Here is a 16103-nt window from a genome sequence, read left to right as displayed (position 1 = left end):
AGGCGCTCGCCACGAGCGTCAGCCGTTGGCGGCTATGCCGCCGTACGGACATCGAGAGCAGAGCGAGCGGCTTAAAAACTTTGAGAATGTCAATTCTCAAAGTTAATCTGCTTAGAATATCCCCGGCGTTCGCAGGTTTTGTCTGAACAGCGCCCCGTCACGGTCAAGTTCGACCGGGACGGGGCGCTGTTGTGACTTTACAGAACGCGTCCGCGTGAGCTATCCATGAAAAATCCTTGGGAAATAGGGTAGGTTAACGTTGAAAGATTCCCTGCTCCGGCGCTCACTCGCGTGGCCGCCCGCGCCTGAGGCAAAAGGCTGAACCTCAGTCCCACCGGGCGTCAGCTATTGCCGCCGGGGCTTGCCTGAACCGTTCATGGCGAAGCCTGGCTGTAGCCGCAACGCGACAGACGAGGACAGCATTGCTGCGAATAACAACAGCAGCCGACTGAGGGCAGCGCCGGCTTTGAGAATGGCAATTCCCCAGCTTGCTCTGTGCCAAAGGACATGGCATGCATCCTTGGTGATGACAGGAGATCCGCGTAATGCCCCTCTGCCTCTGGCGTCCGAATATCGCAACCGCCCTGGAATACGCCCGTGACCGGGCCCTTCCGGTCCAACTCACCTTTGACGGCCGTCCGCGCGAAGCGGGACCTCTGCTCTGCACCGTAACCTTTACCGCCCGCGACATCACGGTCCTGTCCACGGCGGAGCCCCTGATTCCCGCTGAACTGAAGGGCGGAGAGTGCCGCATCTATTTCAAGCCGGATATCGAGGCGAATCCGGAAGAGGCAAGGGACGGGCAGGAAGAGAGCGGTAAGGCTGCCGTCGCGCGGCACGGTTTTTATTGCAACTGCCGCGTGCAGGATGTGCGGCGCGACGCCGGAAACGCCCTGACCGAGATCACTCTCAAGACGCCTTTCCGTTCCTTATGGCGGGAGTTGCGTCGGCACGAACGGCTGCGCCTGGGGCCGGACATGCTCAAAAAATTCCGCTTCTGGTTCGCGCCCATGTTGCCGGAGCAGCGCGGCCAGGTGCAGATCTATATGAGCCGTTACAGCCAGGATCTGGAACGGAAAATACGCCTGATCGACGTCTCCGCCGGTGGTGCGTTCGTGCGGCTGGTCGATTACGATCTGCTCAACGACATTGATATTGATCAGAATACGCTCTGCCTGCTCTATCTGGACTGCAACGGCCCGGAAGGGGAGTCCCGCAAGTTTTTTCTGGCTGCCCACAGCGTGATTGTCGGTCGGAATAAAAAGGACAGCGCTCTGAACCTGCATTTGCGTTTTGTGCGCTATCTGTCCGCAGCGCGGCGGGATGCCGTGCTGGACTGGCAGCCGGTGGGCGAGGAGGGCGTGCCCGGTCTGGACCTCTGGATCACGGCGCGGCTCGGCGGCCCGTCAGGGAGAGGAGCCGAAAGTCAGGCCGCCCCGGCGCGGTGAACCGGCGGGGGCGGCAAGATGCTCCCGCCCGGCATCGTCGGCGATGAAACCATCCGGCTCTACCTTTTGGAGGGCATGGCGGCCCGGCACTGTGGCCGGAGGGCTGACGGTCGTCGCCGTAGGGCCGTATCCTTAAAATTTATCTTTTAAATTCAGTATGTTGTTACGAAGCAAGGAAGCCTTTTTTCGCGCCTCTGATTGACAGAAAGGGGCTGTTTTGACTATCTCTAGAGATACGGAAGCGCCCTTCGGGGCTTAATAGGGAATCCCGTTCAAATCGGGAGCGGACCCGCCGCCGTGCGCCGAACTGATGCCGCTTTTCCTTGCGCGCCACTGGATTCGCTCCGGGAAGGCCGAAAAGCGAGCCGGCAAGCCGGAAGACCTGCTTTCATTCATCGTCTTTGAGGACGGACCGTCGGCAACGGGGCTTTTGCCGTCAGGTCTTGCAGTGAGGATAAATGCGTTTCCTCCTCCGCCTGTGTTGCGGGCGGAGGTTTTTTATTCCATACAGCCCCTCCATGCCTGGAGTTTTTCATGCCCGCCAGTATTATGAAACGGGACGGCGCGTCCGTGCCCTTTGATTCGGTCAAGATTCTCAACGCCATCACCAAAGCCAACCAGGCTGTGGGCGGCGAGGACATGTCGCCCACGGACCTGCTTTTCGTCACCGAGAAAGTCTGCAGAAAGCTGGATGAGCGCAGCCTCCGCCATGTGGAAGAAATTCAGGACGTGGTGGAAGAAACGCTGATCCAGTACGATTACGCCAAAACCGCCAAGGCCTATATTCTCTACCGCGCGGAGCACGCCAAGATCCGCAACGCGGAATCCTATCTGATGGATATCTACAAAAAGCTGACGTACTCCCCGGCCATCCGGGAGGACATCAAGCGGGAGAACGCCAATATTGACGGCGACACGGCCATGGGCACCATGCTCAAGTACGGTTCCGAGGGCTCCAAATTCTTCATCGACAATTATATCCTGCCCAAGGACGCCTCGGCCGCGCATCTTAACGGCGATATCCATATTCATGACAAAGATTTCTACATGCTCACCGAAACCTGCTGCCAGATCAATCTGATCCCGCTGTTCAAAAACGGTTTCTCCACCGGGCACGGCTATCTGCGTGAGCCCAATTCCATTGAAAGCTATTCGGCCCTGGCCTGCATAGCCATTCAGGCCAACCAGAATGAAATGCACGGCGGCCAGAGCGTGCCGCACTTTGACTATGCCATGGCCGAGGGCGTGATCAAGACCTATGCCAAGGAATACCGCAAGGCCTTCTGCGCCTGCCTGCGCATTGCCGGGGGCCTGGACGCGGCCGCCGCGGAGGAACTGGCCGGGAAACTGCTGGATGCCGTGGGCGTGCGCCCGAGCATGGCCGGAGCCGATGCTCTGGGCCGCGCGCTGACCGAAGCCGCTCCCGAACAGTGGAAAGAACTGGCGGAACGCGCCCACGCCTATGCCGTGGACGAAGCTCTGGCCAATACGGACCGGCGCGTGTACCAGGCCATGGAGGCCCTGATCCACAACCTGAATACCATGAATTCCCGGGCCGGGGCCCAGGTGCCGTTCAGCTCCATCAACTACGGCACGGACGTCTCCGCCGAGGGCCGGATGGTCATGAAAAACCTGCTCCTGGCCACCCAGGCCGGTCTGGGCAACGGCGAGACTTCCATTTTCCCGGTGCAGATTTTCAAGGTCAAGGAAGGGGTCAACTACAATCCCGAGGACCCCAACTACGATTTGTTCAAACTGGCCATGGAAACCTCGGCTAAACGCCTTTTCCCCAATTTCAGCTTTCTTGACGCCCCCTTCAACCTCCAGTACTACAGGGACGGTTATTACGACAGCGAAGTGGCCTATATGGGTTGCCGCACGCGTGTGCTGGGCAATGTGTATGATCCGGAGCGCCAGGTGACCTGCGGACGCGGCAATCTGAGCTTCACCTCCGTGAACCTGCCGCGCCTGGGCCTGGAAGCCCGTAATGATCCGGAAAAGTTTTACGCCCTGCTGGATGAGAAGATCGATCTGGTCTTCCGGCAGTTGCTGCACCGGCTCAAGATCCAGAGCGCCAAAAAGGTGCGCAACTATCCCTTCCTTATGGGCAACGGCATCTGGCTGGATTCCGGCAAGCTGGACTGGGACGACGGCATAGGGGAAGTGCTCAAGCACGGCACCCTGACCATCGGCTTCATCGGTCTGGCCGAGGCCCTCAAGGCCTTGGTGGGCGCGCATCACGGCGAAAGCGAGGAGGCCCAGAAGCTGGGCCTGGAAATCATCGGGCATATGCGCCGTCGCGCTGACGAGGAAGCGGAAAAGACCGGCCTGAACTTCACGCTCATCGCCACCCCGGCGGAAAGCTTGAGCGGGCGTTTCGTGTCCCTGGACCGGGAGCGCTACGGCAGTATTCCCGGCGTCACGGACCGCGATTATTACACTAATTCCTTCCATGTGCCGGTTTACTATCCCATCAAGGCCTTCAGGAAGATCCAGCTGGAAGCTCCCTACCACGCCATGACCAACGCCGGGCACATCACCTATGTGGAGCTGGACGGGGATACCTGCAAAAATCTCGAGGCCTTTGAGCGCATCATCCGCTACATGCATGATCAGGGCGTGGGCTACGGCTCCATCAACCATCCCCTGGACCGCGATCCGGTCTGCGGCTACACGGGCGTCATCAACGACGTCTGCCCGCGTTGCGGCCGCCGCGAGGGCGAGGGGATCAGTCTGGAGGCGCTGCGGGAACTCCGCAGAAAATACCCCCTGATGCCCAAGTGGGAATGAACGGTCGAGGTGGAATATCATAGTGGAGCAATTTCAACTTGAAATTGCTCTGGCGGCTGCGAAGGCGAGGGCGCGATTCACTTGCGCCGTTAAGCGCCGAAGCGGGCGTCTCTGACACTCTGAGAATGTAACTTCTCAAAGTTGATCCGCGTTATTGAACTCCGGTTCCCGAACCGGTGGGAAATTTTTTACAACTTTCAGAACCAGAAAGGAGATTGCGGCAATGCTGATGGAATCGCGCTTGTTTGAGGAAACGAAAACGAAACAGAAGATGGTGGGCCAGGGCATGGGCTTTGAGCGCATCCGCCGGATCACCGGCTATCTGGTGGGCACCCTGGACCGCTTCAACAATGCCAAGCGAGCCGAGGAGCATGACCGGGTCCGCCATGCCTGAGCGGACCGCGTCCGCGTCGCCCGCTGCGGCCCGCGCGCGGGCGGGATTGCAGTCGGACAGTGAATCGCGCCCGTATCTGCGCCCGTCTTTGCGTCTGTCCGGCATTGTCGAAGAATCCATTGTGGACGGTCCGGGCCTGCGCTTCGTGCTCTTTACCCAAGGCTGTCCGCACGGCTGCAAGGGCTGCCACAATCCGGAAACGCACAGCCTGGAGGGCGGTTTCATCCGCGACGTGGACGAACTCCTCGCTGTGTATGACGAAAATCCGTTGCTGGCCGGAGTTACCTTTTCCGGCGGCGAACCCTTTCTCCAGGCCGCGGCGCTCTGCGCCGTGGCCGAGAGGGTCCGCGCGCGGGGCGGGGATGTGGTCACGTACACCGGCTATACCTATGAATCTTTGCTGGCGCGGGCGGAACGCGGAGACGCTTCGGAAATAGCCCGCCTGCTGGAGCTGACCGATCTGCTCATTGACGGGCCGTATCTGGAAGCTCTGCGGGATCTGGATCTGCCCTTCCGGGGCAGTTCCAACCAACGCCTGCTGGACAGGGAGCAGCGGCGTCAGCTGGCGCGCGCCGCCGGAAAGCATGCAACAGATGCGGCCTGAACCGGATCGATTCCGGCGCGTCGAGACTTTGGTTTTTGGGGGCCGTTCTTTTCCGCCGCGCGACAAGGATTGCTGCGGAATCGCTTAGGGCCTGTTAACGCTATGCCTTTTTGCCCTCCTGCCGCGTCAGATTTCACCTGCTTTTTCGGTCGAGTACCAGAAGAGTACACTCCCTCAAAGCAGGTTTATCTTCCTTGCAGGCGAACAAAAATTCTATAGTCTTAACAGACCCTAGAGCAATTTCACCGTGAATCTGTTCCAGAATGAATCCGGCACGGCCGGGATCACCCCCGGCCGTCGCCCGACGCTTTGGCAAGATAGGGGGCAAAGGCGACATCCATGCCCTGAATGTGCTCAATGAGCCAGTTTTTCAGAAAGTCCAGCACTTCCGTATCCACATTGGCCTTGCCGTCTGAAACCGCGTCGCGGAATTCCACCACTTTGGCCTTGAACTGGTCGTGCACGCGGATATGCTTCTCCACATCCGGGTAGTCGGAGTGGCTGAAGAAGATTTCCTCTGTATTGAAGTGGGTGAAGGCATAGCCCGCCAGAGCGTCCAGCACTTCCAGCAGGGTCTTTTCATCCCTGCCGTCCCGGATGGCCCGGTGCAGCTTGTTGATGTAGGAAAGCAAAAGTTTGTGCTGCCCGTCCACGGCCGGTACGCCCGTGGACAGACTGTCGGACCAAGTCACAATGGCGTCGCCGCTGGGCCGGAACACCGCCGGCTGTTCTGTCTGCGCCATGTCGGTGAATTTTTCCACCTGCGCCAGACAGGCATTGAGAAAATCCAGATCACTGTTGAATTTTTTCAGAAATTGCGTGATGAGCGCATCCGCGCCGCGCGCGCGGCGCGAGAGCGCTTCCTCACCGGCCGGAGCCGCGCCGGGACCGGACTCGGCCAGGGAAGGCAACAAGCGGGATAATTCATCGGAAAGTATGTGGATGCGCGTGGCGCTTGCCGCCAAGTTCTCGCGGATCAGCTGCTGACCAGCCTGTATCAGCTTGTATTTTTCGCGCCACTCCTCCAACGACTGGGTCGCCTCCTCGGCGTCCCACCGGGCCTGGGCCAGTTCGCGCCGCAACAGCTCCGCATGTCCGGCCGCCGCGTCCGCCACTGGGCGCAGCAGGCCGTAGGCCGCGTCGCAGGGCAGGGCGGCGGTCTCCTTCAGGCCGCGCAGATCCCGTTCCAGCGCCTTTGCCGGGGCGAATACCGCCCGGTAGAGCAGAATCAGGCCGCAGCCGCCCGGCAGCAGGGCCAGAACCGGCAATATCCAGTCCAGGGGCGCGGCGGGGGCCAGAGCCGTGGCCGCACCCGCCAGCAGTCCACAGGCCAGCAGCAGAAAGAGAGTGGTACGCATCGTTATATCCTGCCTTGCGCATAACAGCCCCTAGAGCCTGTCGCGCTTGAAATTGTTCCTTGACGGCCAAGCAAGCGTGCGCGGAATATTTTGACAGTATCAAAATGCTCTGTGTCCGTAAGGCTCGCCGTCGTGGACGGGCGCTTCGCCCTCGGGGCCGGTTTCTTCCGGCTTGCGGCACAGGGCGCGCAGTTGCTGAAAATTTTCAGCGGCCTTACGCTGCCCGTCAAGGCGGGCCCGATTGATCCGGGCCACGTCGTCGGCCAGCAGACGCACCACGTCGGCGTCCAGGGCACTCCGACCGGCCATGTCCCGCATGACCGTCAGGGTATCGTCGATCTGCATGCCTTTGCGGTAGGGCCTGTCCTCAGTCAGGGCGGTGAACACGTCGGCCACGGCCATGATCCGTGCGGGCAGGGGGAGTTGCCGTCCGCTGAGGCCCAGGGGATAGCCCGAACCGTCGGGCCGCTCGTGGTGCAGGCCGCCCCAGGTCCGGATGCAGGCAAAGCCGGGCACGCTGCCCAGCAGATCCAGGCCGACTCCGGCATGACGCTGAATGACGGCGAATTCCTCGGGGGTGAGGGCAGCGGGTTTTTCCAGGATTTCCGTGGGCACGGCCAGTTTGCCGATATCGTGCAGCAGACCGGCCACAAAAATGGTGGTATATTCCTCTGCGCTTGCCAGGCCGCTGCGCTGCAGCAAGGCACGGGCCGTATAGGCCACGCCGCTGGAATGGGTGGCCGTGAACGGACTTTTGGAGTCGACGATCAGGGAAAACAGTCCGCAGACCTTCAGCAATTTTCGTGGCCCCAGGCATTCTGTGGGGGCGATTTCGCCCAAATGTTGGAGCATGGCTTCCGCATGGCCGGCCTGTTCCACGAACTCCCGGTCTTCGGCCAAAGCGCGCAGGGCCTCCAGATAGCGTGGAGCGAACTTGCCGCTCTGGCGGGAAAGATGCTCGGCCACGGCGGTGAAATCCGTATTTTTCTGCGCGCGCAGGGCAATGTCCAGCCTGTCGGCCAGATGGATGAGATTGCCCAGACGGGCGTCCCCGCCGCATGCGCGGGCCGTGCTCCAAGGGGTATGGTGGTGGAGGACCAGGGTATGGATGGCCTCCGGCAGTCCCGCTGTTTTGCAGAAAGCCCAGCCCGCACGGGAGTGGGGGCCCTCGTTGATTTCAAAAACCAGATCCCTGGTTTCCGTTTTCAGGGGCACGGTGCCGATATCGTGGAGGATGGCCGCGGTCAGCAGCTGGCTGCGCCTGCGTCGGCTGTAGCCCAGTTTTTCCGCCATGCGCAGGCTCAGATAGGCCACGCGCGCGTGATGTCCGGCCAGAGCCGGCGTCACCATGTCCAGCGCGGTGGAAAAGCCTCTGAGCAAATCAAAAAGACGGATCGTCCGCATAAAGCCTCACGCTGTTGCCCCCACCGGAAGAATATCCTGAAGGGCTGAGCAAAACTAAATCATAGTGGTTCGGGAGGCAAGCGGGTACGCCGTTTTTATGTAATGCACACTTTTTTGTAAGCCATGGCCCGCCGCCGGGCGTTTTCACCGTCTGTCCGGCGGGAGGCATATGAAAACGCCGGAGGGCATGCCCTCCGGCGTTGTGCCGCATTACGGATCAGTTCTTGAAGGGGGAAATCGCCCGCAAGGTTTCAATGACGCCGGGGAAGTTTTCAATCACGTAATCCACATCCTCTTCCGTGGTGTAGCGGGAGAGGGAGAGACGCACCGAACCGTGGGCGTAGTTGAAGGGCACGCCCATGGCTCTGAGCACATGCGACGGCTCCAGGCTGCCCGAGGTGCAGGCCGAACCGGAGCTGGCGCAGATGCCCAGACGGTCGAGCATCAGCAGGATGGCCTCGCCTTCCACATTTTTGAAGGCGATATTGCTGGTGTTGGGCAGGCGGTTTTCCACATCGCCGTTGACCATGCAGTCGGGGATGCGCTCCAGCAGGCCGTTTTCCAGCTTGTCCCGCAGCCGGGCCACATTGACGCGCTCTTCCTGCATATGGTCGCTGGAGAGTTGGGCCGCCATGCCCAGACCCACAATGTAGGGCACGTTTTCCGTGCCCGCCCGGCGGCCCCGTTCCTGATGGCCGCCGCGCAGAAACGGTCTGAAGCGCACGCCCTTGCGCACGTAGAGCACGCCGATGCCTTTGGGCGCGTGGATTTTGTGCCCGGACAGGGAGAGCATGTCCACCGGCAGATGCCTGAGGTCGATGGGGGTTTTGCCCACGGCTTGTACCGCATCGGTGTGGAAGAGTATGCCCCGTTCCTTGGCCATTTCGGCCATGGCCTGGATGGGGTAGATGTCGCCCACCTCGTTGTTGGCGAACATGATGGACACCAGGGCCGTGTCGTCGGACAGGGCGGCGGCGTATTCGTCCAGGTCCAGGCGGCCCTTGCCGTCCACGCCGAGCAGGGTCACGTGATAGCCCTGGCGCTCCCAGTACTGGACCACATTGAGCACCGCCGGATGCTCCACCCGTGTTGTGATCAGGTGGCGCTTTTCCGGCTGGGTCTGGAGGGCGGACCAGATGGCCGTATTGTCGCTCTCCGAGCCGCAGGAGGTGAAAATGATTTCATCCGGACCGGCCCCCAGCAGGGCGGCGATGCGTTCGCGGGCCGTGTCCACGGCTTCGCCCACCTGGCCGCCGAAGCTGTGCATGCTGGAAGGGTTGCCGTAGAGTTCGCCCAGATAGGGCAGCATGGCCGCGAGCACTTCCGGGGCCACGGCCGTGGTGGCGTTGTTGTCGAGATAGATGGTCTTCATGGCTTAAGCCTCCTCTACCACGATGTCGGGTTCCACATGCTCGCGCAGCAGACGCTCCACCAGATTACGGATGGTCACCTCGCTGGAGCGGCAGTGCGAGCAGCGCCCGCGCAGGGAAACGGTCACCCGCTTGCCGTCTACGTCCACCAGCTCGATGTCGCCGCCGTCGGCCGCGAGCTGGGGCCGGATTTCCTCGTCAATGGTCTTAAGCACCTGCTGCATGCGCTGCACGTTGGTCATGCGCGGCTTGGGCTTGAGTTCGGCCAGAGGCTTCTGCTTGAGCTCGGTGGCGAGAATTTCGGCGATCTCGTCCAGGCATTCGCCACAGGCGCCCCCGGCCTTGGTATAGTTGGTGATTTCCTCCACGGTCTTCAGATTGTTCTCGCGGATGGCGCGGATGATCTGGGCGTCCGTGACGCCGAAGCACTTGCAGACCAGCTTGCCCTCTTCATGGGCGTGGGGCACGGGCGGCTCGCCCTTCCACTGGCGGATGGCCGCCTCAAGGGCTTCCTGGCCCATGACCGAACAGTGCATCTTCTGCTTGGGCAGGCCGCCCAGGGCATTGGCGATGTCCTTGTTGGTCAGCTTGAGCGCCTCGTCCACCGTCATGCCCTTGATCATGTCCGTGAGCACGGAGCTGGAGGCGATGGCGCTGGCGCAGCCGAAAGTTTCAAAACCGGCGTCCTCGATGACGCCCTGGTCATTGATTTTCAGATAGAGCTTGAGCGCGTCGCCGCAGGCCAGGCTGCCCACCTCGCCCACGGCGTTGGCGTCGGTCAGGGGGCCCGCGTTGTGCGGGTGCAGAAAATGATCATGCACGGCTTCGCTATAATTCCACATAATTGCCTCCTGAAGCGGAATGCTTTTCAGATTCTATGATTTCCCGGAGAGTGTGCTGCTGCAAGAATCCGCGGATGTGGCCGTCCAGTTCTTTCCAGAAGCCACGCGTGGAACATTGCTGCTCACGCTGGCAGCACCGCCCCTTGGTCAGGCAGCGCACCGGCGCGATCTCGCCCTCCAGGTGCAGAAAGACATCTTCCATATTGATTTCAGACGGATCTTTAGCCAGGGCGTAGCCTCCGCCCGAGCCGCGCACGGCCCGCAGGATGCCCAGAGGCTTCAGGGCCCGGACAATCTGCTCCAGATAGCCCGAGGAGATGTTCTCCTCGCGGGCCACTTGACCCAGCTGCAGCAGACTGTCCTTGGGCTGGGCCGCCAGCCGCAGCAAAAAACGTAAACCGTAACGGGTTCTGGTGGAAAAACGCATGCGCACCTCGCTGGTCGGACAGAGGCTCCGGCCGGTTATTCCGCCCGTGTCTCACGGCTTCTGGAAATGGCCGTGAGGCTGAACGGGGTTTCCTGATATACATAATAATTGAGCCAGTTGCTGAAAAACAGGTGGGCGTGCGCCCGCCAGGTCATCAACGGCATGGCCGAGGGATTGTCGCCGGGATAGTAGTGCCTGGGCACCACGGGGTCCAGGCCCTTGCCCAGATCCCGCCGGTATTCGGCGTCCAGGGTGCCCCGATCGTATTCCAGATGGCCGGTCATGAAGACCTGGCTGTGGTCCAGGCTCTCAGCCAGGGCCAGCCCGGCCTCGCCGGACTCGGCCAGGACGCGCAGATTGGGCACCTTGAGCACGTCCTCCGCGCGCACTTCGGTATGCCGTGAGTGCGGAGCCAGAAATTCGTCGTCAAAGCCGCGAAACAGGCGGCATTCCGGATGCAGAACCTCATGACAGAAAATGCCCGAGACCTTGGCCGGAAGAATGTACTTGGGCAGGCCGTAGAAATGGTACAGAGCCGCCTGGGCCGCCCAGCAGAGATAAAGCGTGGAGTAGACGTGTCCCTGGGCGTAGCCCATGATTTCCAGCAGTTCCTGCCAGTAGTCCACATCCTCGAAAGGCAGATGTTCCACGGGCGCGCCGGTGACGATCATGCCGTCAAAACTGCGGTGGCGGATCTCCGCGAAGGTCTTGTAAAAACGCTCCAGATGGCGCAGGGGCGTATTCTTGGATTCGTGCGCCGCCGTGCGCAGCAAGGTGATGTTGACCTGGATGGGCGAATTGCCCAGCAGGCGCAGCAGCTGCGTTTCCGTGGCTATTTTGGTGGGCATCAGGTTGACGATGACGATCTCCAGAGGCCGGATGTCCTGCCGGCGGGCGCGGTCCTCGGTCATGACGAAGATGTTTTCGTCTTCCAGGGCGGCGCGGGCCGGGAGATCAGCGGGAATCTTGATGGGCATGTCCACAATCCTTTACAAGACCTTGCGCAAAGGCAAAGCGTGCTTATCCTCAGATATACGGTGTCGTTGCATCACGCCGTGCTTAAAACATAGTTGTTTGCTAGGTTTTGTCAAGGCGTAACAAAAAATTTTACCCGCGCCGCGGCCCCGTGCGAGGCGCCGTCAACGCCGTTGATTCCCGGCTTTGGCCTGATGTGTGGCCAAAGCCGGGTTTTGCTTTGTTCAGCTCAGCCGCGCCACATGGATTTCCAGGGGCAGATTACAAGCCGCCGCCTCCAGGGCCTGTCTGGCCAGGCGCTCCAGCCCGCCGCAGCAGGGCACGCTCATGCGCAGCACCGTGAGCCCGGCAATGCGCCCGGTGCGCAGGATGGCCGTCAGTTTTTCCAGCAGGACCGTATTGTCTTCCAGCTTGGGGCAGGCTATGAGCGGCACGCGGCCCGCCAGCCAGTCCTTGTGCAGGTTGGGCAGGGCGAAGCCCGCGCAATGGGCGGCCAGCAGCAGATGCGCGCCGTCCAGAAAGGGGGCCTGCGGCGGCACCAGCCGCAACTGGATGGGCCAGGTGGGCAGCTCCACACGCAGAGCTTCAGGGGCGGCCGGAACGGCGGCGTTCCCGCTCAGGGGGCGCAGCACACGCGCCGCGCTGCCGGGACAGCCGCCCGCCGGAGGCGTCATCGGCGCGGGCCGGGCCGGGCCGTTCGGGGTATCGCGCTGAGCCTTGGCCGCCAGGGCCGCCGCCTCGTCAAAGTCCGGGGCTTCGCGCGTGGTCAGGGTCAGCGCGCCCTGCGGACAGTTCAGGCAGGCTCCCAAACCGTCACAGAATACTTCACTGACCAGACGGGCCTTGCCGTCAATGACGGCCAGCGCGCCTTCGGCGCAGTCCAGCACGCACTGGCCGCAACCGTTGCATTTTTCCTCATCGATCTCAATAATAGGTCGTTTCATAGTCTTCCTTCGTCAGGCTCTCGCCCGGCGCGGCGGCAAAGCCGCCGTGAGCAAGCCGAAAACCACGTTTTTCGGCGCAGCGATCTTAACACGTAAAACGAAGTTTTAAGTGTTACATGGTACTAGTTCCGGCAATTGCGCCGGTGTGTCCACCAGATGTCGCGCGCCCGCGGCGCGCACTTCCTCAAGGCCGCGAAAGCCCCAGCCCACGCCTACGGAAACCATATCCGCATTGCGCGCCGTGAGCATGTCCACGTCGCTGTCGCCCACGTAAAAGCACTGCCCGGCCTCCAGAGCCAGCGCGGCCAAGATGGCCCGGGGCCCGGCGGGATCGGGCTTGAGCGGCGTGTCGGAGCGCCCGCCGCGTACCTCGGCAAAGGGAATTTGCGGAAAATAGTGGTTGATCAGAGTCCGGGTGAAGTCGTCGGGCTTGTTGGACAGCACGGCCAGGGTCAGGCCGCGCCGGGCCAGTTCCGTCAGGGCTTCGGGCATGCCGGCATAGGGATGGGTATGCTCGCGCATATGTCGTCCGTACCAGGCGCGGGCCTCGTCCACCAAGGGGGTGAGCGCCTCGGGCGTGAGTGCTTGCAGCGCCGCCGGGGGCAGGGCGCTGCGTACCAGACGGCCGAAGCCGTTGCCCACCATCCGGCGGTAGGCCGCCAGGGGATGTGTGGGATAGCCGTGGGCGGCCAGAACAGCGTTGCAGGCCTGGCCGATGTCTTCAAGCGTGTCCAGCAGGGTGCCGTCCAGATCAAAAATAAAAGCCTTCATATCCGCTCCATTCTACTGAACAAACGTTGCCTCACGGAGATTGCGCCGCTCTCGGCGGGTCCGCCGTCAGCGAGTTTGGCCGCCAGTATAGCCGAAAAACGCCATAAGCCCAAGTGCCGCATATCATGGCGGATCGGTTTGGCATCATGCGTCTGGGGCGCCGTTGTCACGGCTCATGGACCGGAAGCGTTCAATTCAGCGCCAACACCGCGCTTTTCCATACGACGCCAGACGATCTCCACTCCCCAACCTGCCTGATTTGCGTTGTTTCCCGCTGTTCGGCTTCTGGACAGGGCCGGGCTGCCTTGCTACAGTTAAATTGTATGCGGCCGTGGCATATTGCCCGTGCCGGCCCCTCACGGGAGGAAATAATGCCAAGACATGTACTGACCATAAAGGATTTGGGAGAGAACGCCTGCTGGTTGCTGGTGCAGCAGGCCATAGGCACTCCGGATGCCAAGGCGCGCACCGACTTCATGACCGAGCGGGTAGCCGTGCTGATTTTTGCCCAGCAATCCCTGTCCGAGCGCCTCTGCGTGACGGCGGCCGTACGCCAGATGGGCGGCTTTACAGTGTATGAGGGCGAGCAGGGCGCGTGGCGCATGGAGCTCAATGACTATCAGGAACATTTGATGCCGATTTTCGGCTATTATCTGGACTGCCTGTACACCTACGGCCTGCCGGTAAACACCTGGGACATGCGGACCGCCAATGTGAATTTTCCGGTCATCAATGCGGGCAGCCCGGACGCGCATCCGGCCCATGCCCTGGCCGACATCGCCTGCATGCTGCGCGCCTCCCGTTATCTGCAGGGCGTCACGGCCTCCTGGCTGGGGTGCGCCAACGGCACGCTCCATTCCCTCATCGCGGCCACGGCCTTTTTCCCCTTTGCTCTGCGCGTGGCCCTGCCCCCGCATCTGGACCCGGCCCCGCTCAAGGCCGTGGTGGACAAGCTGCAAACCCCGGTGACATTTGTGGAAACGCCGGAGGAAGCGGTGAAGGACGCCAATTTTGTCTTTGCCGGTTGCCGGGGCGGCATGAGCGCCGAGGATGTCGGTTCCTGGCGGCTTGACGCCGCGCTGATGAGCAAGGCCAATCCCGATGTGCGTCTGCTGCTCAGTGCTTCGCCCGTGGAAGCCATTCCCGTGGATCAGAAGATTCTTTCCAGTCCGGCCTCCTGGCTGGTGCGCCAGGCCGAATACCGCCTGCGTGTGCACAAGCGGATTCTGCACTGGGTGTTTCTGGATAACGAGAGCCCGGCCTAGGTGTTTAGAGCAATTCACGCATGAAATGCGTCAACGGCTCTGTTGCCTGCAACTCCTTGTCACGAAATGTGAGCAGGCGGCCTTTGCCCGCCGTCAAAATGAATCTGCTTTAGTATAGACACGATATGTCCGATTCTTCACAACAAAGCGCGGCCACGGCCGCGCTTTCCCGTGCCCCGCACAAAAGTTCCGGCAGCCTCGGCCCGGTCGCGCAGACCCCCAGCGCATGGGAGGTCAACGACTTTCTGCGCGTCTTCTGCGCGGCCCTGCTGGCCCTGGGCGCGCAGACCGCGCGTGTGGACCGCAATGCCGTGCGCATTGCCGGGGCCTTTGGTTTTGCGGTGGATCTGGCGGTCTTTCCCAAGCATCTGATGCTCTCCGTCACCTCGGCGGACGGGCGGGACCGCCGTACTTCGGTGGGCTCCATCAAGGCCGGTGCGCCGGACTTCCAGAAGGTGGCGGGCCTCAACGCTCTGGGCTGGCGCATTGTGGACGAGCGTCTGAGTCTGGAGGAAGCGCGGCAAAGTCTCGACGCCATCCTGAGCGGGCCGCGCTATCATCCGGCTTTGGTGCGCATTCTGGTGGCCTGCGCCAATGCCGCCTTCTGCCGTTTGTTTGAAGGCGACGCCACGGCCATGGGCCTGGTCTTCATCGCCACCCTGGCGGGTTTTTATCTGCGCCAGCTTCTGGTGCGCTGGCGCGTGGACGGCAAGATCGTCTTCTTTCTCTGCGCCTTCGCCGCCTCCCTGCTGGCCGCGCCGGGCGTGCTGTTCCATTGGGGCACGACGCCGCAGACCGCTCTGGCGGCCAGCGTGCTGTTTTTGATCCCGGGCATTCCCCTGATCAACGCCATGCTGGACATCATGGATGGGCATGCGCTGATGGGCTTTGCCCGGGCCGTGCAGGCCAGTATTCTGATTGCCTGCATCGCTCTGGGGCTGGCCCTGACCATGGCCCTGCTGGGGGTGAGTTCGTTGTGACCCCTCTGCTGACAATGCTGGCGGACGGCTTTTTCGCGGCCGTGGCGGCCATGGGGTTCGCCGTCATTTCCAACCCGCCCAAGAAGGTCGTGCTTGTGGCCGGAGCACTGGCCGCCGTGGGGCATATGGGCCGTTTCGCGCTGATGCGGGAAGGCGTGGGCATCGCCAGCGCCTCACTCTGCGCGGCCCTGCTGATCTCGCTGTGCAGCATGCCGTGTACCCGGCGCTGGCACATTCCGGCGGAGATGTTCGCCTTTCCCGCGCTCCTGCCCATGATTCCGGGCATGTTCGCCTATAAGGCCATCCTGGCCACCATGCAGTTTCTGGGCACAGCGGACATGCCCCTGCGCCAGGAACTGTTGGTAAGCATCGTCTACAACAGCCTGACCACCTTCTTCATCATGTGCGCCCTGGTTATCGGGGCCGTGCTGCCGCTCTTTCTGTTTCACCGGGAATCGCCCCTGGTCCGGGGCCTGCGGGGAATCCGCCGTTACGGAAAGCCGAACCGGCGTGCTGGGGATTGAGGGGAAA

At 61.8% G+C, this 16103-nt stretch carries 15 protein-coding genes and 1 riboswitch; of the genes, 7 read left to right on the top strand and 8 right to left on the bottom strand.

Annotated elements, in window-relative coordinates; translation table 11 throughout:
• Positions 1-545 precede the first annotated feature (545 nt).
• The 4 genes from AXF13_RS07585 to nrdG all read left to right on the top strand — a co-directional run bounded on the left by AXF13_RS07585 (position 546) and on the right by nrdG (position 5236).
• The gene (locus tag AXF13_RS07585; protein ID WP_062252282.1) at positions 546-1448 is read left to right on the top strand and encodes a hypothetical protein; all 903 of its coding nucleotides are present in this window, start codon (positions 546-548) and stop codon (positions 1446-1448) included.
• A gap of 222 nt (positions 1449-1670) precedes the next feature.
• Positions 1671-1852: riboswitch (cobalamin riboswitch) on the top strand.
• Positions 1853-1982: 130 nt separating this feature from the next.
• Positions 1983-4238, top strand: a complete 2256-nt coding sequence (locus AXF13_RS07580; protein WP_062252280.1) for an anaerobic ribonucleoside triphosphate reductase — start codon at positions 1983-1985, stop codon at positions 4236-4238.
• 223 nt (positions 4239-4461) lie between these two features.
• Positions 4462-4632: an anaerobic ribonucleoside-triphosphate reductase gene (gene nrdD / locus AXF13_RS16555; protein WP_008684923.1), complete on the top strand. Its 171-nt coding sequence runs from the start codon at positions 4462-4464 to the stop codon at positions 4630-4632.
• On the top strand, positions 4610-5236 hold the full coding sequence (nrdG, locus tag AXF13_RS07575; RefSeq protein WP_223300002.1) for an anaerobic ribonucleoside-triphosphate reductase activating protein: 627 nt from the start codon (positions 4610-4612) through the stop codon (positions 5234-5236). Before nrdD ends, nrdG begins: the two co-directional genes overlap by 23 nt.
• Before the next feature lie 284 nt (positions 5237-5520).
• Here nrdG and AXF13_RS07570 read toward each other — a convergent pair whose 3' ends face one another.
• From AXF13_RS07570 to AXF13_RS07535, 8 genes are all read right to left on the bottom strand, one after another.
• Complete coding sequence (locus AXF13_RS07570; protein WP_062252278.1) at positions 5521-6594, bottom strand: bacteriohemerythrin; 1074 nt, start codon at positions 6592-6594, stop codon at positions 5521-5523.
• A 99-nt stretch (positions 6595-6693) separates the two neighbouring features.
• The gene (locus tag AXF13_RS07565) at positions 6694-7998 is read right to left on the bottom strand and encodes an HD domain-containing phosphohydrolase (protein WP_062252277.1); all 1305 of its coding nucleotides are present in this window, start codon (positions 7996-7998) and stop codon (positions 6694-6696) included.
• Positions 7999-8215: 217 nt separating this feature from the next.
• Positions 8216-9370: a cysteine desulfurase NifS gene (nifS, locus tag AXF13_RS07560; RefSeq protein ID WP_008684919.1), complete on the bottom strand. Its 1155-nt coding sequence runs from the start codon at positions 9368-9370 to the stop codon at positions 8216-8218.
• Between the two features lie 3 nt (positions 9371-9373).
• A complete protein-coding gene (nifU, locus tag AXF13_RS07555; RefSeq protein ID WP_062252276.1) occupies positions 9374-10210 on the bottom strand; it encodes a Fe-S cluster assembly protein NifU in 837 nt (278 codons plus the stop codon).
• Entirely contained in the window at positions 10197-10637 is a 441-nt protein-coding gene (locus tag AXF13_RS07550) for an RrF2 family transcriptional regulator (protein WP_009302354.1), read from the bottom strand. Before AXF13_RS07550 ends, nifU begins: the two co-directional genes overlap by 14 nt.
• A 35-nt stretch (positions 10638-10672) precedes the next feature.
• Positions 10673-11614 (bottom strand): homoserine O-acetyltransferase MetA, encoded by a 942-nt coding sequence (gene metA, locus AXF13_RS07545; protein WP_009302355.1) that lies wholly within the window; start codon positions 11612-11614, stop codon positions 10673-10675.
• A gap of 222 nt (positions 11615-11836) precedes the next feature.
• The gene (locus AXF13_RS07540) at positions 11837-12556 is read right to left on the bottom strand and encodes an ATP-binding protein (protein WP_062252275.1); all 720 of its coding nucleotides are present in this window, start codon (positions 12554-12556) and stop codon (positions 11837-11839) included.
• Positions 12557-12661: 105 nt separating this feature from the next.
• Positions 12662-13327: an HAD family hydrolase gene (locus AXF13_RS07535; protein ID WP_062252274.1), complete on the bottom strand. Its 666-nt coding sequence runs from the start codon at positions 13325-13327 to the stop codon at positions 12662-12664.
• Between the two features lie 371 nt (positions 13328-13698).
• Between AXF13_RS07535 and AXF13_RS07530 the strand changes: the two genes are divergently transcribed.
• From AXF13_RS07530 to AXF13_RS07520, 3 genes are all read left to right on the top strand, one after another.
• The gene (locus AXF13_RS07530; protein ID WP_062252273.1) at positions 13699-14592 is read left to right on the top strand and encodes an ornithine carbamoyltransferase; all 894 of its coding nucleotides are present in this window, start codon (positions 13699-13701) and stop codon (positions 14590-14592) included.
• Positions 14593-14717: 125 nt separating this feature from the next.
• Positions 14718-15572, top strand: coding sequence for a threonine/serine exporter family protein (locus AXF13_RS07525; protein ID WP_008684912.1), 855 nt, complete (start codon positions 14718-14720; stop codon positions 15570-15572).
• On the top strand, positions 15569-16096 hold the full coding sequence (locus AXF13_RS07520; protein WP_062252272.1) for a threonine/serine exporter family protein: 528 nt from the start codon (positions 15569-15571) through the stop codon (positions 16094-16096). The genes AXF13_RS07525 and AXF13_RS07520 overlap by 4 nt, the downstream gene beginning before the upstream one ends.
• Positions 16097-16103: the final 7 nt, after the last annotated feature.

The organism is Desulfovibrio fairfieldensis, assembly GCF_001553605.1.
GTDB lineage: Bacteria > Desulfobacterota > Desulfovibrionia > Desulfovibrionales > Desulfovibrionaceae > Desulfovibrio > Desulfovibrio fairfieldensis.
The sequence above is the reverse complement of the archived record's forward strand: the minus strand, read 5'-3'. Positions and strand labels throughout refer to the sequence as shown.